This is a genomic window from Mesorhizobium sp. M7A.F.Ca.US.008.03.1.1 (assembly GCF_003997495.1).
GTDB lineage: Bacteria > Pseudomonadota > Alphaproteobacteria > Rhizobiales > Rhizobiaceae > Mesorhizobium.
This window is the reverse complement of the sequence record NZ_RZRU01000008.1, coordinates 19,841-41,400: the sequence shown is the minus strand read 5'-3', so window position 1 is coordinate 41,400 and position 21,560 is coordinate 19,841. Positions and strand designations below refer to the sequence as shown.

21 protein-coding genes are annotated in these 21,560 nt (G+C 60.3%); 13 read left to right on the top strand and 8 right to left on the bottom strand.

All coding sequences use genetic code 11. The features are described from left to right. The first annotated feature begins 111 nt into the window (after window positions 1-111). From EOA16_RS12900 to EOA16_RS12855, 10 genes are all read left to right on the top strand, one after another. Window positions 112-1,026: a heme-binding protein gene (locus tag EOA16_RS12900; RefSeq protein WP_348630317.1), complete on the top strand. Its 915-nt coding sequence runs from the start codon at window positions 112-114 to the stop codon at window positions 1,024-1,026. Beyond that, entirely contained in the window at window positions 1,023-2,903 is a 1,881-nt protein-coding gene (locus EOA16_RS12895) for a methanol/ethanol family PQQ-dependent dehydrogenase (protein ID WP_127258438.1), read from the top strand. The genes EOA16_RS12900 and EOA16_RS12895 overlap by 4 nt, the downstream gene beginning before the upstream one ends. Continuing rightward, window positions 2,884-3,753: a substrate-binding domain-containing protein gene (locus tag EOA16_RS12890; RefSeq protein ID WP_127258436.1), complete on the top strand. Its 870-nt coding sequence runs from the start codon at window positions 2,884-2,886 to the stop codon at window positions 3,751-3,753. The genes EOA16_RS12895 and EOA16_RS12890 overlap by 20 nt, the downstream gene beginning before the upstream one ends. Continuing rightward, a complete protein-coding gene (locus tag EOA16_RS12885; RefSeq protein ID WP_127258434.1) occupies window positions 3,750-4,283 on the top strand; it encodes a c-type cytochrome in 534 nt (177 codons plus the stop codon). The genes EOA16_RS12890 and EOA16_RS12885 overlap by 4 nt, the downstream gene beginning before the upstream one ends. Window positions 4,284-4,297: 14 nt before the next feature. Next, window positions 4,298-5,293, top strand: coding sequence for a cytochrome c oxidase subunit II (coxB, locus tag EOA16_RS12880; protein WP_127258805.1), 996 nt, complete (start codon window positions 4,298-4,300; stop codon window positions 5,291-5,293). Further along, window positions 5,290-7,260 carry a cytochrome c oxidase subunit I gene (gene ctaD / locus EOA16_RS12875; protein ID WP_127258432.1) on the top strand — a complete coding sequence of 657 codons (1,971 nt, stop codon included), beginning with the start codon at window positions 5,290-5,292 and terminating at the stop codon, window positions 7,258-7,260. Before coxB ends, ctaD begins: the two co-directional genes overlap by 4 nt. Beyond that, entirely contained in the window at window positions 7,257-7,862 is a 606-nt protein-coding gene (locus EOA16_RS12870; protein WP_127258430.1) for a cytochrome c oxidase subunit 3, read from the top strand. Before ctaD ends, EOA16_RS12870 begins: the two co-directional genes overlap by 4 nt. A 133-nt stretch (window positions 7,863-7,995) precedes the next feature. Next, window positions 7,996-8,205: a hypothetical protein gene (locus EOA16_RS33115; RefSeq protein WP_245455914.1), complete on the top strand. Its 210-nt coding sequence runs from the start codon at window positions 7,996-7,998 to the stop codon at window positions 8,203-8,205. Beyond that, window positions 8,202-9,080: a cytochrome c oxidase assembly protein gene (locus tag EOA16_RS12860; protein ID WP_127258426.1), complete on the top strand. Its 879-nt coding sequence runs from the start codon at window positions 8,202-8,204 to the stop codon at window positions 9,078-9,080. The genes EOA16_RS33115 and EOA16_RS12860 overlap by 4 nt, the downstream gene beginning before the upstream one ends. After that, on the top strand, window positions 9,061-9,477 hold the full coding sequence (locus EOA16_RS12855; RefSeq protein ID WP_127258424.1) for a cytochrome c: 417 nt from the start codon (window positions 9,061-9,063) through the stop codon (window positions 9,475-9,477). Before EOA16_RS12860 ends, EOA16_RS12855 begins: the two co-directional genes overlap by 20 nt. 76 nt (window positions 9,478-9,553) lie before the next feature. Here EOA16_RS12855 and EOA16_RS12850 read toward each other — a convergent pair whose 3' ends face one another. The 4 genes from EOA16_RS12850 to EOA16_RS12835 all read right to left on the bottom strand — a co-directional run bounded on the left by EOA16_RS12850 (window position 9,554) and on the right by EOA16_RS12835 (window position 12,873). Then, window positions 9,554-10,393, bottom strand: a complete 840-nt coding sequence (locus tag EOA16_RS12850; RefSeq protein WP_127258422.1) for a hypothetical protein — start codon at window positions 10,391-10,393, stop codon at window positions 9,554-9,556. Continuing rightward, window positions 10,390-10,782 carry a phage holin family protein gene (locus EOA16_RS12845; RefSeq protein WP_127258420.1) on the bottom strand — a complete coding sequence of 131 codons (393 nt, stop codon included), beginning with the start codon at window positions 10,780-10,782 and terminating at the stop codon, window positions 10,390-10,392. The genes EOA16_RS12850 and EOA16_RS12845 overlap by 4 nt, the downstream gene beginning before the upstream one ends. Beyond that, complete coding sequence (locus EOA16_RS12840; RefSeq protein WP_127258418.1) at window positions 10,779-11,390, bottom strand: hypothetical protein; 612 nt, start codon at window positions 11,388-11,390, stop codon at window positions 10,779-10,781. Before EOA16_RS12840 ends, EOA16_RS12845 begins: the two co-directional genes overlap by 4 nt. Before the next feature lie 565 nt (window positions 11,391-11,955). Continuing rightward, the gene (locus tag EOA16_RS12835; protein ID WP_164754244.1) at window positions 11,956-12,873 is read right to left on the bottom strand and encodes a hypothetical protein; all 918 of its coding nucleotides are present in this window, start codon (window positions 12,871-12,873) and stop codon (window positions 11,956-11,958) included. Window positions 12,874-13,230: 357 nt separating this feature from the next. Here EOA16_RS12835 and EOA16_RS12830 point away from each other — a divergent pair, with 357 nt between their 5' ends. Next, window positions 13,231-14,403: a glycosyltransferase gene (locus tag EOA16_RS12830; protein WP_127258417.1), complete on the top strand. Its 1,173-nt coding sequence runs from the start codon at window positions 13,231-13,233 to the stop codon at window positions 14,401-14,403. 2 nt (window positions 14,404-14,405) lie between these two features. Further along, complete coding sequence (gene glf / locus EOA16_RS12825) at window positions 14,406-15,548, top strand: UDP-galactopyranose mutase (RefSeq protein WP_127258415.1); 1,143 nt, start codon at window positions 14,406-14,408, stop codon at window positions 15,546-15,548. 88 nt (window positions 15,549-15,636) lie between these two features. On the opposite strand, the gene EOA16_RS12820 is transcribed toward glf, so the two are convergent. Continuing rightward, a complete protein-coding gene (locus EOA16_RS12820) occupies window positions 15,637-16,803 on the bottom strand; it encodes a beta-glucosidase (protein ID WP_127258413.1) in 1,167 nt (388 codons plus the stop codon). 341 nt (window positions 16,804-17,144) lie between these two features. On the opposite strand from EOA16_RS12820, the gene EOA16_RS32615 reads away from it, so the two are divergent. Then, a complete protein-coding gene (locus EOA16_RS32615) occupies window positions 17,145-17,642 on the top strand; it encodes a hypothetical protein (protein WP_164754243.1) in 498 nt (165 codons plus the stop codon). A gap of 387 nt (window positions 17,643-18,029) precedes the next feature. Here the strand turns inward: EOA16_RS32615 and EOA16_RS12810 are convergent, their stop codons facing one another. The 3 genes from EOA16_RS12810 to EOA16_RS12800 form a co-directional block, all read right to left on the bottom strand. Next, window positions 18,030-18,854: a Ku protein gene (locus EOA16_RS12810; protein WP_127258411.1), complete on the bottom strand. Its 825-nt coding sequence runs from the start codon at window positions 18,852-18,854 to the stop codon at window positions 18,030-18,032. Window positions 18,855-19,578: 724 nt separating this feature from the next. Further along, window positions 19,579-19,752 (bottom strand): hypothetical protein, encoded by a 174-nt coding sequence (locus EOA16_RS12805; protein ID WP_127258409.1) that lies wholly within the window; start codon window positions 19,750-19,752, stop codon window positions 19,579-19,581. 365 nt (window positions 19,753-20,117) lie between these two features. After that, window positions 20,118-20,417, bottom strand: a complete 300-nt coding sequence (locus tag EOA16_RS12800; protein ID WP_127258407.1) for a hypothetical protein — start codon at window positions 20,415-20,417, stop codon at window positions 20,118-20,120. Window positions 20,418-21,560: the final 1,143 nt, after the last annotated feature.

Sequence of the window (21,560 nt, the reverse complement as noted above, 5' to 3'; positions counted from 1 at the left end):
CAAGGTGCGGATCAAAATGGGCCTTTGACATCGTTGCGGAAACCGGCACGTGGCTGTTCCCAGGAAGAATATGTTCGGGTGGCATCGACGTACGAGGGGTTGCGCGATTTTTTGCAGAAGCAGGAACATAGCTGCATCGCCCACGTTAAACACCGACGTCATTGGATCACGGATTCATTCTCGCATTTCCAGTCTGCCAGAGTGCTCTGGGATTCTTTGATGCTCGAACGAATGGGCAGGACAATGTATCGCTGTCAGCTTTTGCGATCAGCCTTTGGTCTGGTGTTGTTGACGGCTGGCCTGTTCCCACAGGGCCAAGCCATGGCACAGGCGCCCTGCCCGGCCGACCACGATAAGCTGCTCGCTGTCCTCAAGGCCAATGTGAAAGCAAGCGGCGGACCTGCCAACGGTGGCTTTGAGACCAACGAATGGGCCGCTATCATTGCCCGCGACGGCGCAGTCTGCGCGATCGCTTTCAGCGGTCCCACCGCCGATTCGCAATGGCCAGGCAGTCGCCTCGTCGCGGCAGAGAAGGCCAACACGGCCAATGGGCTCAGCCTGGCGCAGATGGCCTTATCGACGGCCAATCTCTACGCGGGGGCGCAGCCGGGCGGGCCGCTTTTCGGCTTGCAGGAGACCAATCCGGTCAACCAGGCCGCAGCCTATGCGGGCGATCCCAAAACGTTCGGAAGCGCCAGCGATCCCCTCGTCGGCAAGCCGATTGGAGGCGTCGTTGTGTTTGGCGGCGGGCTTGCCCTCTATGACGGCAAGAGCATCGTCGGAGGCATCGGGGTCTCCGGAGATTCCTCATGCGCCGATCACAATGTCGCCTGGCGTGTTCGCGCGGCGCTCGGCCTCGACAAGGTTCCCGCCGGGGTCAACCCCAATCGCAAGGACGCCATCGTCTACGATCTCGATCCCGGCGGCAAAAGCGCCTCGGGCTGGGGCCATCCGCTTTGTGCCGGCACCGAGGCTGACATCGCGGCGGAGCTCGGCGCCGGCGTGGGAGGCTCGATCCACAAATGAAAGGCACGCTGCACCCGGCACCGGCTGGCGTTGACGCAGCACAAGGCGCCCGCGCATTGGCGATCTGGAATTCTTTTCGCACCTGCATATTCTCGGTGATGCTGCTGGCATGCGGCCCATTCCTGAGCGGTGCCTCGGAGCCTCCATCGGCGGCGGCTATTGCGCCGCCCGCCACCGCGGCGCCACCCGATGACGGGCAATGGACAATGCCGGCCAAGAACTACGCGTCGACCCGCTTCAGCGAACTGACCGAGATCAACGAAGGCAACGTCAAGAACCTGCAGGTCGCCTTCACCTTCTCGACCGGCGTGAACAAGGGCCAGGAAGCAGCGCCGCTGGTCGTCGGCAACATCATGTACATCGTCACGCCCTTTCCCAACATCATCTACGCGCTCGACCTTTCCAGGCCCGGCGCGCCGATGAAGTGGAAGTACGAGCCTAACCCCGAGCCGGCGGCACAAGGAGTGGCCTGCTGCGATGTCGTCAACCGCGGAGCGGCCTTCGCCGACGGGCGCATCTTCTTCAACACGCTGGACGGCCACACGATCGCGCTCGATGCAAATACGGGCAAGCCGATCTGGAACGCTCATATCGGCAACATCAACATCGGCGAGACCATCACCATGGCGCCGCTGGTGGTGAAGGGCAAAGTTCTGGTCGGCAATTCCGGCGGCGAAATGGGCGTCCGCGGCTGGGTCAAGGCGCTGGACGCCGGAGACGGGCACGTTGTCTGGACGGCTTATGGCACTGGGCCCGACAAGGATGTGCTGATCGGCCCGGACTTCAAGCCCCACTACGACATGGACAAGGGCACAGACCTTGGCGTGACGACATGGCCGCCGGAAGCCTGGAAGATCGGCGGCGGCAATATGTGGGGCTGGATCTCCTACGATCCGGACTTGAACTTGATCTTCCACGGCACAGGCAATCCAGGACCGTGGAATCCGGATTTGCGGCCAGGCGACAACAAATGGACGTCCGGTATTTTCGCGCGTGACGCCGATACCGGAGCGGCGAAGTGGTTCTATCAGTGGAGCCCGCATGACCTCCATGACTATGACGGCATCAACGAGCAGATCCTTCTGGACATGACCTGGCAAGGCAAGCCGCGCAAGGTCCTTGTCCGACCGGAACGCAACGGCTACCTCTATATCCTCGATCGGACCACTGGCGAGGTGCTGTCGGCCACAGCCTATGGCCCGGTCAATTCCAGCAAAGGCGTCGATCTGAAGACCGGCCGCCTGATTGCAAACCCCGACAAGAGAACCGGCACCGGCAAGGTGGTCCGAGACATTTGCCCAACAGCCTCCGGCCTCAAGGACTGGCAGCCATCGGCCTTTTCGCCGAAGACCGGCCTGCTCTACATCCCCCATAACAATCTCTGCATGGACGAAGAAGGCGTCGAGGTAAACTACATCGCAGGCACGCCTTATGTTGGCATGAACGTACGCATGATACCCGGGCCAGGCGGCAATCGTGGTGCCTTCACCGCCTGGGATGTTGCCGCCGCCAAGCCGGCCTGGGTCCTGAAAGAGAACTTCCCGGTGTGGAGCGGCACGGTCGTCACTGCCGGCGATGTCGCCTTCTACGGCACCATGGAAGGCTGGTTCAAAGCGGTCAGCGCCAGGACTGGCGATCTGCTTTGGCAGTTTAAGACATCGTCCGGGATCATAGGCCAGCCGATAACCTATCGCGGCCCCGACGGGCACCAATATGTCGCAATTCTGTCAGGCGTCGGTGGCTGGGCCGGCGCTATCGTTTCGGGCGACCTCGATCCACGCGATGCCACCGCTGCACTTGGCTTCGTGAACGCGATGAAGGATCTGAAGAACGCTACCACGGCGGGAGGCACGCTTTATGTGTTCCGGCTGCCTTGATGGATTGGACTTGACCGTACGTCCGGCGCGAAAGGCGTTCCAACGGGTGGCGATCGGCATGGCCGGGCTCGCCTTGTTGCTCTTGCCGGCTATTGCCAATGCACGTGAGTTGAGAGTGTGCGCCGACCCGAACAACATGCCGTTTTCGAACGCGGCCGGTCAAGGCTTCGAGAACAGGATCGCGGAAATTATCGCCACTGATCTCGGCGCCAAGCTGACGTATACTTGGTGGGCGCAGCGCCGTGGCTTCATCCGCAACACGCTGAAGGCAGGCCTTTGCGATCTCGTGCCCGGCACGCCTGCCAATCTCGAAATGCTGCGCACCACCATGCCTTACTACCGTTCGTCCTATGTCTTCGTGACCCGCCAGGACGGCCCGGACGTGGCCTCCTTCAACGACCCGCGGTTGCAAGAATTGCGCATCGGTGTTCAGCTCATCGGCGACGATGGCGCTAACTCGCCGCCTGTCCAGGCGCTTGGCCGCCGCGGCATCGTCGGACACCTGATCGGCTATCCCGTCTATGGCGACTACTCCGCTCCCAACCCTCCGGCGCGCATCGTCGAAGCTGTCGCGAACGGTGAGATCGATCTTGCCGTGGTCTGGGGTCCGCTCGCCGGCTATTTCGCCAAGAGGCAAAAGGTGTCGCTCCGGATCACGCCGGTCACGCCTCGCATCGACGGCCCGCAACTGCCGCTGATGTACGACATCTCAATGGGTGTTCGGCGCGAGGACGATGCGCTGCGTGGCGATGTGAATAGCGCGCTTGCCAGACACAAGGCCGAGATTGACGCGGTTCTGGCGCAATACGGCGTACCGCGTCTGGACATGGCCGGGAGTCCGGCGCGATGAGGCAGGCTCTGGCGATGTTGCTGCCCTTGACGCTGGCCCTGGTCGCCTGCCAGCGCGAGGAGCGCGACACGCGACCGCAATCGGCGCTCGGCTCAGGTGAGCAGCCGACGCCTGTGACCACGTTGGAGCCGGGCGGACAGCGACCCTCTCCCACCGACAACAAGGCGGCGAGCTTCGAGGCCAACGCCTTCCACATGAGCGAGGGCAAACGCCTGTTCAGCTGGTTCAACTGCTCGGGCTGCCATGCCAATGGCGGTGGCGGCATGGGTCCGGCGCTGATGGACGAGAAGTGGCTCTACGGCAGCTCGATCGAAAGCATCCACGCCACGATCCGCGACGGCAGGCCGAACGGGATGCCGAGCTTCGGCCAGAAGATACCCGACGACCAGATGTGGGAGCTGGCGGCATATGTGCGCGCACTGGGCGGCAACGCGCCCTCCTCCGCCGCGCCGCAGCGCAATGACGACATGATGGTGCATCCCTCGGAAAACCGCCTGCCGGATGCCGCGACACTGGGAAAGTCGCCGTGAAACGGTTGGCCTTCATGGCGCTTGCCCCCTTCTGTGTCCTGCTTCTGCAGGGATGCGCAGGCTGGCAGTCGGCGCTGGACCCGAAGGGCCCCGCAGCCGGCGAGTTGGCCTGGCTGATCTGGTTCTTCACCGCGCTTTGCGCGGTTGTGTGGGTGCTGGTGATGATCGCGCTCGCAGCACCGCTGGTCATGCGATCGCGTCCCGGCGATGAACCCCTCTTACTCAACGCAGGGGCCGAACGCCGCAAGATGCGCGTGGTTGTCAGCGCTGTCGGGCTTACCGCCATAATCCTGATCGGACTTACGCTGCTGAGCTTTTTCGCCAACAGGACGCTTGCCGCCATTGGCTCGGACGCTGCGCTGACAATCAGGGTAACCGGGCATCAGTGGTGGTGGGAGGTGCGTTACGAGAATGCTACGCCGAGCCGCATCCTGACGACGGCGAATGAGGTCCACATCCCCGCCGGCGAGCCGGTGCGGCTTCTTTTGACCTCGACGGATGTGATCCATTCGTTCTGGATCCCAAGCTTGGCCGGTAAGCTCGACCTTATACCGGGTCACATGAACGTGCTGGACATCAAGGCGGACAAGCCGGGCGTCTACCGCGGTCAATGCGCTGAATTCTGCGGCGCGCAGCATGCCAATATGGGCACCTTCATCATCGCCGAGCCGCGCTCGAAATTCGATGCTTGGCTGAACGACCAGTTGCAGCCGGCCGGCGCGCCGGCGAGCGGCGAAGCCAAGGCCGGCGCGGACCTGTTCCTCAAGCGCCCCTGCGTGATGTGCCACAGGATCGGGGGAACGCCGGCCGGCGGAACGGTGGCTCCCGATCTCACCCACATCGCCAGCCGGAAAACACTGGCGGCCGGAACGCTGACGATGAGCCGCGGCAATCTCGCCGCCTGGATAGCCGACCCGCAAGGCATCAAGCCGGGTTCCCACATGCCAGTGGCAGATCTCAATGGCGACGAGCTCAACGCAATCGTCGCTTATCTCGAGGGGCTGAAATGAGCAGCGCCGATGTCACAGGCGACCGCCACATCCAGGAACCAGACCCGGCCAAGGGCGACCTTGCTCCCGAACGTGAGGGCCCCCGCGATACGGGCATGGATGATGCCAGCCTGCATCGCTGGCTCGAACGCACTTGGCGGACGCCGTCCGGTATCTTTGGAGCGCTGTCTAGCGTCGATCACAAGGTGATCGCACGACGCTATTTGATCACCGCATTTGTTTTCCTGTGTCTTGGCGGCCTCAACGCTGTCGCCATGCGTATCCAGCTCTCGGGACCACAACGCGGCCTGATCGGGCCGGACCTCTACAACCAGCTGTTCACGATGCATGGCGTTACGATGATGTTTCTGTTCGCCGTGCCTATCGTGCAGGCGACTGGCATCTATCTGGTACCGCTGATGGTCGGCACCCGCAACATCGCGTTTCCGCGCCTGAACGCGTTCAGCTACTGGATCTACGTCTCGGGCGGCGCTTTTGCCTGGGTGTCCTTCGCCCTCAACATGGCCCCTGATGTGGGCTGGTTCGCTTACGTGCCGCTGTCGGGCCCCGAATTCGCATCGGGCAAGCGCGCCGACGTCTGGGCGCAGATGATCACGTATACGGAAGTGTCGTCATTGGCCGTGGCGGTGGCGACCATCGTCACCGTGTTCAAGCAGCGAGCCCCCGGCATGTCGCTGGACAAGATCCCGCTCTATGTCTGGGCGATGCTGGTCACTTCCTTCGTGGTCGTTTTCGCGATGCCGGCAGTGATGATCACCTCGACCTTCCTGATCCTGGACCGGCTGGTCGGCACACATATCTTCAACCCGGCTGAGGGTGGGGATGCTCTGCTGTTCCAGCACCTCTTCTGGTTCTTCGGCCATCCGGAAGTCTACATCATCTTCTTGCCGGCGACGGGCATGGTCTCTTCGATCATCCCCGCTTTCGCCAGGCGACCGACATTCGGCCATCTCGGACTTGTCCTGTCACTCTTCGCTGTCGGCCTCCTGTCGTTCGGGCTCTGGGTCCATCACATGTTCGCCACCGGATTGCCGAAGCTCGGCGCAAGCTTCTTCACCGCGTCCAGCATGATGATCGCCATTCCGAACGGCGTGCAGATCTTCTGCTGGCTGGCAACATTATGGGATGGCAGACCGGTGATCCGGACCCCGTTGCTGTTTGTCTTCGGCTTCTTCTTCATCTTCGTCATCGGCGGACTGACCGGCGTCATGCTCGCCTCTGTGCCATTGGATCTTCAGGTGCACGACACCTATTTCGTCGTCGCGCATTTCCACTACGTGCTGATTGGCGGCTCGGTGTTCCCGTTGCTCGGCGCGGCTTATTTCTGGTTCCCGAAGATCAGCGGCCGCATGATGAGCGAACGCCTCGGGCGTTGGCATTTCTGGCTGGCCTTCATCGGGTTTAATGCGGCCTTTTTCCCGATGCATCTCGTCGGCCTATGGGGCATGCCACGACGGGTCTACACCTATCCGGCCGAGCTTGGCTGGGGCAACATCAACCTTTTCATCTCGGCCGGGGCGCTACTCTTCTTCCTGAGCTTTGTCCTGTTCACCTTCAACCTTGTGCATGGCGCGTTGAAAGGCACCTCGGCCGGCAACAATCCGTGGGACGCAGGAACCTTGGAGTGGGCAACATCCTCGCCGCCGCCGAGCTATAATTTCGCACGCATTCCCGTCGTCACCCATATCGAGCCGCTCTGGGCCGAGCGCGAGGCGCTACCTGTAGCAACCGGACTCCGCGTCGATGCGCGCGAGCTCCTCATCTCGACCGTGGCCGAAGCTTATCCCGACATTCGTGAGAAATCGGCCACACCGTCGATCTGGCCGCTTCTCGCGGCGCTCGCCGTCGGCGGTACGTTTCTCTATTCGATCTTCACGCCCTGGGCGATCGTCTGGGGCGCGGCGCCGATCGCCATCACGTTGATCGGTTGGTTTTGGCCTAAGGGCGATCCGGAGGACCAGGAATGAAGCAGCGCGCCGCCGCCGATCTTTCTGGCCTGCCGACCTTCGGGCATGGTCCGCGCAGCCCCACCTGGTGGGGCACGCTCGGCTTCATGGCTTTGGAAGGCACCGGTTTTGCGCTGGCGGCGGGCGCATATCTCTACCTTGCGCTGTCATGGCCAGCATGGCCGCTCAGCGCACCGCAGCCGAACCATTGGCCCGGAACGATCGTCACGATTTTGTTTGTCGTCAGCCTTGTGCCCAACCATATCCTCCACCGCTATGCCAAGCAATGCTCCATGGTTCCGGTGCGGATCGGCCTGGTGGTCATGTCGCTGCTCGGGATCGCTCCGCTCGTCGTGCGCTGGTTCGAATTCCCCGCCCTCAACATCTATTGGGACACGAACGCCTATGGGTCGATGCTCTGGGTGCTGCTTGGCCTGCACACCACGCACCTCATAACCGATGTCGGCGACACCATCGTGCTGACAGTGCTGATGTTCACGCGCCACGGCTATAGCGGCCGGCGCTTCGGCGATGTCGGCGACAATGTCTTCTACTGGGATTTCGTGGTCCTGACCTGGATCCCGATCTATCTGCTCATCTATTGGGCGCCGAGGCTAGGCTGACATGCGAGCGTTGCGGTTGGGAACGTCTTGGGGTGGTCTTCTGTCGGGTCCGCTGGCCTGGGCGGTCTCGACACAGCTGAATTATGCGCTGGTGTCTTGGCAATGCAATCGCCAGGTGCCGGTCGTGCTTCCCGTGGCGCTGCTGCTCGTCTTGTTGTCGCTGCTCGGCGGGGCGCTGTCGTGGCGGGCGAAGCGGCGAGGCGGTGCCGGATTCAAGCCGGAGCGTACGCCCGGCACGGAGCGCTTCGTCGCCAACCTCGGAATGTTGTCGGCGTTGCTGTTTGCGCTTGTGATCCTCATTCAAGGCAGCGCGGCGCTGATCCTGGATGAGTGCCTGCGATGAACCTGGACGCGCTGTTCTCTACTTCCATCTGCTACGGCGCCGGCGCACCTGAGGCCGGGTGGACGCTCGCGCTGCCCATTACGCTGCCGCTTGCCGTCCTCGGACTCGCCTATGTCGTGGGCGCGAGTCGGCTTTGGCGGCGCAGCAGCCGCGGCAGGACTTTGCGGCTGCGCCAGGCTCTGCTGTTCACGGCCGGATGGGGCGTGTTGACAGCCGCATTGGTCAGCCCGATTCATGCGCTCGGCGAGCAGGTATTTGCGGCGCATATGATCGAGCATGAACTTCTGATGGCCGTGGCGGCGCCGCTGTTGGTCTCTGCCTGCCCGGCTGCGGCCTTGATGTGGGGCCTACCCACCCGGTTCCGGCGCATTCTGGGAATTGCCGGGCACGCCAATTGGCTGAGGGTGGTCTGGGCCTTCGCAACGCGGCCGATCAGCGCGACCATTATCCACGGCATAGCCATATGGATCTGGCACATCCCGGTGTTGTTCGAGGCCGCGCTCGAACGCGGCGTGATGCACTATGCTCAGCACGCGAGCTTCTTCGGAACAGGGCTGCTGTTCTGGTGGGTACTCTTGCCGCGTCCCGGCCGCCAGCATGCCTATGGGAGCGCAGTGATGCACCTCTTCATCACCTCGCTGCATACCGGTCTGCTCGGCGTTCTCCTGTTGCTCTCGCCACGACTCTGGTACCCGGAGAACGCCGTGGGAGCGGCACTGTGGAATTTGAGCCCCCTGGAAGACCAGCAGCTAGCCGGGCTGGTAATGTGGGTTCCGGCTGGACTGATCTATGGCGGCACAGCGCTGCTGCTGGCCGCGCTGTGGATCAGGACGAGCGGAAGCAGGGAGGCGGCGCATGCGTACGAGCTTGTCTAAACTGCTTGCCGCCGTCAGCGCCGCGCTGGTGCTGCTCGTCGCGGCCGTGGCCGGAATGACGTGGTGGTCCGATCGGGCCGCGCGCGTCCGCCATGAGGCGGAGGCGGCCACGGGCGGCGACACTGTGAGGGCCTTGCCGATCATGACGGCGAATGGCTGTTCGGGCTGCCATACGATTGCGGGCGTGCCGGGCGCGCAAGGGCAGGTCGGCCCTCGCCTGGATGCCACTCTTGCTGACCGCGTCGTTATCGGCGGCGGGCTGGCCAACAATCCAGAGAACCTGATCCGCTGGATACGATCGGCAAGGGAAATCAATCCGCACACGGCCATGCCATCGACCCGGATTACGGAGCAGCAGGCGCGCGATATCGCGGCCTACCTTTACGCTCTGAAATGATTTGAGCGGTTCACCGTTTGACGGACAACGCCAACCCTGTAAGAGACGACTATCGTCGATCCAGGATCATCTCAAGCTAGGTTTGATGCTGAGACGGATCGGAAATCCGTTCACGCACGGCATGCTCGGTCTTGTCTGCTGTGGACTTCACGATCTCGCCGAGCTGATCGGCGATCGTGTCTGTTTCCATATGTTGCCGGCCAGCTTCCTGCTTGATGGTCTCATAGGCTTCGGCGGCGACCTGCTTGGCCTCATCGAGACCCCTGTCGAGCACGGTTTCGGCGGTATCGCGAAGCTTGTCGCCATAGGCGCCTAGCCGCTCATCCTCCGTTGCGGTATGGGGCAGCATTGCACCTATAGCGGCGCCGATGGCGAGACCGACGGCTGCTACGGCCAAGGGTTGGTCCTCCAACAGATCTTGCGCGGAGCGGCTGGCTTTCGCCGCCATGTGACCAGTCATCGAGCTTGCATTGGCAGCGCTTCCCGTCAGACCCGCCGCAGCGGCTCTTGCGGTGCTCGATATCGTATCGCCGACGCTGGTAGCGCTCGATGAGAGCGAGTCCGCAGCGTCGGAGAGCGTGCCGCCGAAGCCGCCGCGCTCCCCTTCGTCATGTCGTCCAGGCGCCGAAGGCATTGAGTAGCCAGCCGATCCGTGGGCGGTGTTTGCGGCACCGCTGCCGAACATCAGCCAAGCCAGACCTGCGCCCACCATGGTGACCGGCAAAGGATTGTCTCGGACCTGCGTTCTGAGGTTGGCGAGCATGGCCGAGCTCTCCCCTCCCGAGAACAGCCCGGTGAACTCATCCAGCAATTGTCCCAGCGTCATCTTGCCCCGAATGGATTCGGCGGTCTCCATTACCCTGGCGCGGGCTGCCTCGGCCTCGCGTTCAAGTTCGGCTGCAGATTTCTCTTTCATCTCACTTGTTCCTTGATCACGCTCGCGTCGCGCTTGAGCTGTTCCTGGGTCCGGTCGGGGGTAAGTTCGGAAGGCGCCATGCTGGCCATCCCGGTCCGCAGCAGGATAACGCCGAGGACCGCCACGACCACACCGACCAACAGGGAAGACCACCCCGCGCCGAGCCCTGCCCGCGTCAGTGCGATGACGAGTGCCTGAAGCAACACCAGTAGCGCGGCGAGCAGGCAAATCGCGCCGCCCAGCACTTCCGCGGCACCTGCCCCGGCTTTGGTAAGCTTTTCAGAGAGCTCGGCTCGAAACAGCCTGGCCTCGGTTTGCACCAGAGTTGTGACATTCTGGGCCAAGTCGGTGATCAGCCCGGGAAGGCTGGGATTGTCCTGGGTGTTCATCTGTCGTGCTCCGCGCTCTGCGTGGCCTCATCATCATCGCCGACGAGGCCAGAATCCTGCGAACGATCAGCGGACCAACCCTGTGCCTGATCGGTATGTGATTTGAGGTCTCCCGGAGCATCCTGAAATTCAGGATCGCCCGGCGGAGAAGCCTTGATGAACCGCCCGAGAGCCAATCCGGCCAATACGGATCCCGCAAGCAGGACACCGGGATTTTGTCGGCCAAAGGACTGCACCTCCTCAAGGACCTCGCCGAACGGTTTTTGTTTCAAGGACGATGAAAGCCGCTCAAGCCCACCGGCAGCATCCAACGCGAACTTCGATGCGTTCCTTTCCTCGTTGTTGGCCAGGTGGTCGCTGGCCGCGCGCAGTGCGCCGCCCAGCGCCGCCAGGCTTGATCCGATGTCGCGCTGAGCTTCTTCCGCCTTGTCGGAGATGACCTGCGTGGCTTCAGATGCATAGTCGCCAGCCTTGCGGGTCACCGTGTCACGCGCGTCGTGAAGCAACTCGCTGGCACGCTCATTCTCCTGGCGAAGCCTGTCGGAAACGTCGCTTTTCGCCTTGTCGAAATCGGTGGGCGGTCCGCCCTGATCGTTCTCATGCTGCATGGGTCACCTAGTGAAGACCGAGGAAGGAGAGGACCGCGAGCACGACAACGATAAGGCCGATAAGATAGATGACACTGTTCATGTGCACGTCCTCCGTGGCTTCCCAACTTCGAGGAACCGGCGATGTTCCCTTAGGTGAAAGCATTTATGATCAGGCTGAAACGGAGAACTCGTCAGGCACGCAACAATCAGGAACGAGCTGAGCTGCCCCTCGTGCGGAGCTTCAGTGGCTCGAGTACAAACCCTGTGCTCCCGAGTGCGCAAGGGTCGAGCGGAAGGCCGCCGGTTGCCTCGGCTTTGGCTGACCTTTGTCTATTCGGCTGCCCGCCTGTCGATCATCTGCTCGCTCTGGGCGCCCCATTGTGCCCGGCAGTCCCTGCGCTGGTTCGACACATTTAACGAAGCGAGGCATGAAGGCATAGAATACGTGCCGATGCCCATTCTCCTGCGGGAAGGAGCAGAGACATTCAGTCCGCCCATGTCTTCGAACGCCGCGAGCGACTGCTTGTGCATGGTGTCGTGTGCACGCGCTCCGACGGATTGTTCCGTCCGTGCAACACCCAATTTATGCAACCTTGGAAAACAGGGCGACGTCGCATCTGGCCAGGCCATAGCGCCACCGATGATCGGTCGTGGCGACCCGGCTTTGGTAAAACAGCGAAAGTTGGCCCCCTTCGATCATCACGGTCGAGTGGCCGTTCTCTCCCGGCTGGCCTGGCTCCAGCACCGGTCCAATCGACACATAAGGTCCAGCGACGTCATCGGCGATGGCGAAAAACACGCGTTGCCGGTTCCCCCGAAGCCCATTCGGCAGAAAACAAGTGGCATTGAGAAGCACCCGACCGTCCGGCAACTCGACCAGCTGTGCGCCTTCTATGCCCCATTCATAGTCGGGATCCTCTCTCGTATTGTGGTGAGGAACATCATTATGGTCCAGGATCTTGCCGATCCGCTTCCAGGGACCGAACCACGAGTCGGATTGGCTCCGTGCGAGGTAGATGTCGGGCTGTGGTACCCTGGTGAATTTTGGCATGGCGGAATAGACGAGGTAGCGCTTGCCGCCAATGACTGCGGGATGCGGATCGTAAATGCCATCTTCCTCCGTGTCCGGGATGGCGAGGATTGCCGGGCTAAGAACCACCCAATGGAACCCGTCATTGGAAACCGCATGCTCGCACCGGCCGCCAGACTTCATGAACTCGGTCTGGATGAACATATGAAAGACGCCGCTTTCGTGGATGACACCGGGAGCCGCAACACCACTCCCGTTGATAGGAAGTTCGATCGGCGGATGCTCGGTCCACGGTCCATAGAGATCGGGCGCCGTGGCATGAAGGATCCTCCACGTCTCGGTGGTCACCGTGCCACTTGAGCCGAAGACGTGCCACAGACTGCCATCGAAGACAGGGCACGGGTCTTTGAGATCATCCACGCTTTGCGGATGAAACAGCGGAAAAACATTGGTCGCAAAGTCGATCTTCATATCAGCCCCGGAATCTTGCCCTGCCAAACCGAATCGCCAGTCATGCAGGCGAATCAACGTGATGTTTTGCGAATTTTATAACCAGCGACTTCAACGCAAATACGGCAGGTCCGTTCTCCACCGACATTCCGTCACTCACGCTTTCAAAGCCCGGCGACGCGTGGTGGCCGTTCTCAGCTCCGCGGAAATATCGCCGCATTCGTCATCCGAACGGTGACTGAGAGCTCTTCACTTCACCTTGGAACAACTCACGTGCTGGAAAGTTAGGAGCTGGCACAGAAGTCTATTTTTCCTCGATCCGCGATTAACAAATGTTAGTCGTAACATAAACGAAAGCTTACGGGAAGGAACATCTCAATGGAAGCAGCCTTGGGCAGGGTATCCGCCAGTAAACACGCTGGCAGGGAAAATCTACTGGTTTGCTTCTCCCACTTGCGATGGAATTTCGTTCATCAACGTCCGCAGCATATCCTCACTCTCGCATCCAAGCAGCAGAGAGTGGTCTACTTTGAAGAGCCTGTTTTCGAAGACCTGCCACAGCCGCAGATGCGGACGAGCGAGGCGTCGCCAAACATTCTAATCTTGACACCAGTGCTGCCGCTCGGCGCGTCAGCCGCGAAATCAGATGCCGTGCAGCGGAGATTTGTTCAGCAGATCATAGCTTCTATGCCATACAGCCGGCTGATCGCCTGGTATTACACGCCGATGGCTCTCCGCTTCACGGAATTCCTTGACCCAGACATATGCGTCTACGACTGCATGGACGAACTCTCCGCATTCAAGAATGCGCCGCCCGAGTTGGGGCAGATGGAAAAGGCCCTGCTGCGCCGCGCCGATCTCGTTTTCACCGGTGGCCTGAGCCTGTTCGAGACCAAGCGTCACCTGCACCACGCGATCTTCCCCTTCCCGAGCAGCATCGATGTGAAGCACTTTCACACCGCAAGACGCTCAGGAACGGAGCCAGCCGACCAGGCCGGCATTCAGCATCCGAGGGTCGGGTATTTTGGCGTTATCGACGAGCGGCTGGACGTCGAACTCGTGGCGCAGGCGGCAGAGACCATGCCGGACGTGCAATTCGTGATGCTTGGCCCGGTGGTCAAAATCGACCCTGCAACCCTGCCTACAGCCGAAAACCTGCATTGGTTGGGCTCAAAAGCCTACTGTGACCTGCCCGACTATCTGCGTCATTGGGATGCCGGGTGGATGCCGTTTGCACTCAACGAAGCGACCCGCTTCATCAGTCCGACCAAGACGCCGGAGTTTCTGGCGGCGGGCCTGCCGGTGATCTCCACGGCCGTCGTTGACGTTGTGCGCAGCTACGGCGCTGCTGGACTAGTGGAAATCGCCGACAGTGACGATCTGGAAACCAAGCTGCGCTCCATTCTATCGCGACCTCGTGAGACGTTCCTGCCGCAAGTGGATGCCTATCTTGCCGACATGTCTTGGGAAAAGACATGGAGTGCCATGACCGCTCACATCGAGCGTGCCTATCAAGCCAAGAAGGTCATTCCACTCCGCAGGAGCGCATAGCCATGTTCGATTGGCTGATCGTCGGCGCGGGATTTGCCGGCAGCGTGCTTGCTGAAAGGATAGCCTCCCAGCGCAATGAAAGTGTTCTCCTGGTCGACCGCCGCAGCCATGTCGGCGGCAACGCCTATGATTGCTATAATGAAGCCGGCATCCTCATCCACCGTTACGGGCCACATATTTTTCACACCAACAGCCAGTCGATCGTGGACTATCTCTCGCAGTTCACCGAATGGCGCACGTACGAGCATAGGGTGCTGGCGGCGGTGGATGGGAAACTGCTTCCTATCCCGATCAATCTCGACACGATAAATCGCCTTTATGGCCTCGACCTGAATTCCGCACAGTTGGAGGAGTTCTTCGCGTCGCGGCGCGAGACGGTGGAGGACGTGCGAACGGCCGAGGATGTTGTCGTAAGCACCGTGGGACGCGAACTCTACGAAAAATTCTTCCGTGGCTACACCAGAAAGCAATGGGGCGTCGATCCGAACCAGCTGAGCAAATCGGTGACGGCACGAGTGCCGACCAGGACCAACCGCGATGACCGCTATTTCAGCGACAGCTTTCAGAAGATGCCTGCCGGCGGGTACACGAGGATGTTCGAACGCATGCTCGATCATCCGAACATCAAGGTCATGTTGCAGACCGATTTCCGCGAAATTCGTGACGAGATACCATTCAACCGCCTGATCTATACCGGCCCGATCGACGAGTACTTCGGCTGGCAGCTAGGGCGTCTTCCTTATCGCTCGCTCCGTTTCGAGCACGTCACCCTCGACCAAGAGCAGTTTCAGCCGGTTGCCGTCGTCAACTATCCCCAGACGGAAGATTACACCCGCATCACCGAGTACAAACATCTGACCGGCCAGCAGAACGCGCGGACCAGCCTGACCTACGAATATCCCACCGACATCGGGGACCCCTACTATCCGGTGCCGCGGGCCGAAAACGAAGAGCTCTACAAGCGCTACGAAGCGCTCGGCGCAACCTGTCCCGACGTGTGGTTTGTCGGTCGCCTGGCAACCTACCGCTACTACAACATGGATCAGGTGGTCGGGCAGGCCCTGGCTACCTTCGCCCGCATCCAAAAGAGCGTCCCAGAATGGGCGAGCGCGGGGAAGGCGTCGTTGGCCGAAGGGGTGCTGTAGCTCCGCCACCTGGACCTACTTGGGAGCATCGGGCGTGGCAACGCGGCGCCGACAGGCGCTCGCGCAATCCCTCGTGCCGCTCATGTATTTAACGCGTCGGGTTCGCTGCGAACAAAGCTTGCTGGCGGGTTAATTCGTCGGCGATGGGCTTGCGGACGTGTCGGCTGCCGTCCGCCTGAACAACCGAAAACAATCCCACCTCCGCATGCCGCGAATTGTCCCAGCCCGGATAGGCGGTTATCGGGTATAGGCAAATACCTTCGATCGGCGCTTCGAGACCGATTGCGGCACGCACCTCGTCGCAGACATAATGGAGCCAAGCCGCCCCGCCCGATCCTTCGGAGCCGGTCTCGGCGATGAACATCGGCTTGCCGTAGCGACGCGCGACCTCGATCAGCATCTCCGACAGGGCACGATACTCGTGATGTCCCATCGGGATCGTCGGCCCGTTTAGGTACCATTGATTGTGCGGGTAAAAATTCAGGCCAACGACATCGACAACATCTTCGCTGCCCCCCAACTCAGGTTCTGCCCGGCCCAGCAGCATGTCGTAAGCTTCGAACTGTCCAAGACGGGCATTTTCGGCCCGGCGCCGTTCAGTCCGCGTTCGGTCGCGAGGAGCAATGTGGATAAGCGGCTCGGCCCAGACAAATCTGCAAGCGGGATCGACCTCCCGCATCGCGCGAACGCCAGCTATTGCAGCTTTCACGAGGTGCCGCTTGAACCATCCCCGCTTCTTCGGACCGACGCGCGGGAAATAGCCGACCTCAACAGCCCAGGCGAAAAACGAAATTTCGTTGATCGGACACAACAGAGGCGCTGTACCGGCGATTGTACGATGAACCCTCACAGCTTCCGCAGCGAACGAGGCATAGGCATCGATGAAATGCATCGATCCTTGATCAACATGGTCTGGAGATCCATAGTGGAAGATGTCCCAGATGACTTGGACACCTGCCGATTGCGCTGCTTCGACCATCGGCGTCCAGTTCGACCAGTCATAGGTTCCAGGAGCGGTTTCGATGAGGTGCCAGCGCAACCCGTCGCGGACGGTACGAAGACCGAGTTCGGCGCAACCGCGGTAGTCGCCCAGGGCATGCAAATAATGCGACGTCGCGCGGATAAGATCGAGGCGAACGCCGTCCTTGCGCCGGTGCGACGAGCACTCGAAGCCAGCCATGAAAAAACTGGCGAACGGCGACGTGCCCGCACTCGAAGTCACCTCATTGCCTTCGCTGTGTCCTGCTTCGCTCATGCGAAGTCTCCTTTGGGCATTTGGGCTCAATCTCGGCTGCCGAATGCAGATCGGGAAAAGCCATAGCAATCCGGCAGCCGTCTCTCATCCGCCAGGCTGCACATTCGTCCTGTGCTTAACGGGATGGTTCCAAACCGGATGGTCGAGCCTTTGTTCCCGAGCGAACCACCGGGGGCAGAGCAGCCAGGGAAGAAGCTGCGCGAGAAGTCCGGGCGAGCCACAAGCCGTCATCGGATCGTCCACCGCTCCGACGAAGGCAGGGAACAGTACGTTTAAATTCGACTTTCCGACATCGGTCATGCCAGGCGAGAGGATCGAAGCGACCCCGCCTGGAGTATCACATGAGCCGCTCCGCCGATCTTTGCTGTAAAGCCCCGCCATTCGCTTCAAGCGGGAACATTGGTTACTTCAACAAGTTTGATCGCCATAGCAATGGGCCGCAGTGGGCGGGCGCACAGATGAGACATCTGGTCAAAGATATCCTGATCGAGATCGCTGAAATGCTTCCGGCCATCACTCAAAAGGGAAAAAATTCGGCCGAAGCACTGCCCGTCCATGCGCCGAACTTCCCCCACGATCTGGAGCCGGTGATCCGGGCAGACCCTTCCTACCAAGTGCCATCGCAATGCACCGACGATCGGCATGAATCAGTCGCAGTCCCGAGCAAGCCGCAAGCTGTGTGGAGGGATATGGCGCCGGCTGTGATGATCGCACCTTTCCCAGTCACGATAGATGAAGGCACGGTCAAGGCTCACGCCTCCGACGGGCAGCATGCACGGCGTCGAGTGCCGGGCGAACGGCTTCAACGTTTGAGGCGTGAGGCTGGGCTCACGGCCTGAAGATCAGCGGCGTTGTCCCTGCGCCTCTTCATCGCGCATTGCTTCGGCGCCGACATCAATTTTGCTCACGCCAGTTCCGTCGCTTCTAAACCTAGCACCTGCAGCAGAGTAGGTAGCACTTCGCCGGGCAGTCTCCAAAGCAGGCCTCAAGTTCTTTGCTTAATGCGTCTAGGTCCGCCGCCACGCGGCACGTCGCGCGGAGAGGCCAACCCGCACTCACGGGTAATTCGGTCATCTCTTCTCCGCGGCATGGAGGGACCAAGGCGCTGACCATTAGCAGGATCCTTAGACAGTCCTGTACCATTCCACCACGAGAGCTGGGTTCGCTGATTGCGCAAGGTATTGCACTGGTTTTTTGAGCGCAGCGGTGATGGTGATTGCTATCTTTTATGCTGATTTGCGGCTCTTGGCCTTTGGCCGATCTTGGCCGATGCCTTCCTTGGCGAGGCTCTTTCGAAGAACTGAGGCCAAGTCGATCACGTTCTCCTTGGGTTTCGGCGCCGGTTTCGGGGGTTTTTTGCCCTTGCGCTTGGCGTCAATCATGGCGATCAACGCATCCTCGTAGGTGTCCTCGAATTTCGAAGGATCGAACTTCGTCACCTTCTTGTCGATGAGTAGCCCCGCGATTTCCAGCAAATCCGAGTCGTATTTTGGGCTTTTCACGTCATCGAAGACGGTGTCTTCCGATGTCATCTCATTGTGGGTCCGTAGCTCGGTCAGCAACATCCCTTTTCCAAGGGGCTGTATCAACACCTCCCGCCCGCGCTGATAGAGTACGACGCAGGAGCGTGCCGCAACGCGCTTCTTGGCCATCGCATCGCGCAGGACGGCAAAGGCCTCCAGGGAGGGACCGTCTGCCGGGATCAAGTAATATGGTTTCTCCAGAAAACGTGTGTCGATCTCGGCAACCGGAACAAAGGAATCGACGTCTAGCGTATGCTGCGACGTAAGCTTCAGTTTCTTTATCTCGTCCGGCTCGACGTGGATGAAATCACCCTTGTCCGCCTCATACCCTTTGATCTGTTCCTCGGCTTCGACCACATCGCCGGTCTCTTCATCGACATAGGCGGTTTTGACGGGTAAACCGTCCTTGCGGTTCAAAATCTTGAAGTGGATCTTGGATGCCTCGCTTGTGGCACCAACTATCTTCACCCCGCATGACACGGAACCGACCCTCAGAAAGCCCTTCCAGACCGCGCGTGGCGCCACCATGCCGTTTCTCCTACGTCGATCTCGGCACAACGTCAGGCACACGGTTCTGTTCCGCAACGTTGGCAGTACCCCTCGCCAGATCCAGGCATTAGTTCTCCCGGAGTCTAACATGGCCGGCGCCATCAGCCCACCAACTCCCAACTGGCGCCGGCGTCTTTTCACCCGACCGGCAGGAGCAGAGGTTGCCTTCACAAGCAACGCGGTGCTCAAGGGCGCTTCAAATACATCGAAGCACCGGCTCAGCACGACGAAAGCGTTCGCCTAAGGGTAGTCGGCAAGATAAGCGGACCAAGCTCGGGTTGAGTGACCGTGCCGACCATAACTGGACACAAGGGTGGGCCGAATGAACAGACGCACCGGCACAAGGGGAATGCTACAATTAAGCCTGATGGGCCTATGTCGTGACTAAGCGCAAAGTCGCATGGCGCAACTGATCCCCGCAACGATAATCACTTTCACGGATTGCATATTAGACGGGCGCTCAGTGCCCCGGCGTCGACGCTGCCTCTCTAGCGCGCGCTCTTGCAGGTCCGCACCCGCTGTAGGAGGGCGAGTTCTTCGGATTGGCAACGCCGATGGTGCCATGGCTTCCTCCGTTGGGCGGAAGCATGTTCTTCGCTCACAGCCGGCGGTGCCCTGAAACTACCGCCGATGAGCCACGCTCATATTCGCAAGAGTCGATGCAATAATAACTTAGTGAAGGTCGCACGACCGGCAAGAGCATCTAATGCCGCTCTTTCAAAAATCGGGCTTCACGAAGCAGCGAATTCCAGTCCGTGCCGATAAGCTTGATCAGACCGCGCGCATCAGGTTCTGAAATGCCGACTTCTTCAGACAAACGTCGGGCAAGCAGTTGCTGATTGTCTTTGTCCACACGTCCATCGCCATCCTTTTTCATTGGCTCCTCCTTTGGGAAGCCAACTTTCGGAATGACCTTTCGTTTCACGGAGTAAGAAAAAAGCCCGCCGTTCCATTCGCGGCAGCGGCGGGCCGTCGCAGATAAAGGGACTTGCTGGGGTGTTGGTTTACCCCTGCTGTTGCGGGCGGCGCTGCCACGTAGGGTGAACCTATACCGCACACCTTGCGGGCGATAAGGTTTATTTCGATTAATATAATGGAACGGCCGCTGGAACCGACAAGACCTTGGTCTTGGTACCAACCCGCCGTGCCGACCTAGCACGACGGGCGTTCGACGGCGGCTACAGCCTGAGAATTGACCGTTTTGCATCAATCTGGAACAGGCGCAACAGTTCCCAAGGCAGGTCAGCAGCCCTCCGTGGTCTTTTTCATCTGGCCAGGAGCCGCCGTGTTAGCATCGGAATCCTGTTGACCTGGCGCGGCCTGCTTGGCGCTGCCAGTTTGTTGACCCGGAGCGCAGTCCTTGGCGGAGTTCGAGTTCGTTCCACTCGTGGTGGTCGAATCCGTCCCCTGATCGGTCGTAGTGCTCGGCATTGTCTTTGTTGTCGAGCTCGACGATCCGCCTGTGGTCGTGGTGGTCGATTGCGCAAAGGCGAGGCCAGTTGACAGTACCATAATGGCTGAAGCCAAAAGAACCTGTTTCATGATCAACTCCATATCGAATGCCCCTTCGGTACCGAACTCCGCTGCGAAAAGACGGTTCCAAGAAAGATGGGCAATCACGTTTGGAGGGTCCGCACCACTTGCGAGCGATGCGCGCCGGCCAAGGGTTGCCTTTCCTTGACCAGCAGCGCTGGGCGCGCTCCCATCGCTGGAACGAGTTCTTGGACATGAGGTTCTGATAAGGACGAAAAAGCGCGTCGCTGTCTTAGGGCGAGCGTCAGCGTCGAAGCGAGACCTAGCCCCTGGACCGACCTTTCTTGAATGCTTGCGAAGCCTTGGCTTCGGCAGCAAGGCGTTGTTCTCGAAGTCGCGCAGTTTTTGTATCTCGCGCCTCTCTCTCGGCCGCGTTAGCAATCTTTGCCTCACGGTCTGCGCGCTCCAATCGGTCTTTGTCGACGCTTCGCCGGGACACATTGGCCTCCTACCACAAGACCGTTGAATTTACAGTTTGCTAAAATGTTCCCCGCAATACGGGATGTTTTCACGCAATGTGGCGGGCTTCCCGGCCCTTCTGGGAACAACAAAGCAAAAGCCCTTTACCGGGAGGGGCCTTGAGAGACAGGCAACTTGGAAAAGGGACGGCCCCAACAAGCTTCCTTTTCGTAATACAGCGCGGCCTTAGTCAGTCGGCCCCGAACTGACAGTCGATAAGTTGGGCGAATCCGTCACCGACGACAGTCGCTCGCGCTAGGTCAAAAATGGGCTTCTCACAGGTCTTCTTCATTCGATATCTCCCTTCGCCAATCGCATAATCACATACCGCGTTGCCTCGGCTTGGGGATGCGTGTCAGCCGCACCGCGAGATGCCCAAGGAATTATCACCCCCTTCTGGCCAGCCGCTTTCTTTCCTGTGGCCTGTGCCTTTCCTGTGGCTTGTGCGGAATGCTGGCGGGCTCAACGAAGTTGGAGCCCGGCCAGCGAAAGTTGAGCTTCAGCAGGATGATTGTGGTCAGATATAAGTTGCTTGATTAACGTCAACAATTCGAACCCAGCGTATGTCATAGGTTAATGCGTGGCTCGGGCGGCTCCCTTATGGGTGCGGCATACTCACGGAGCTTGCCGCACACCAACAGAACGGAGCCCTCAACCCTCTGCCGCTGGGCACTTAGGCCCCGGCCAAGGTCC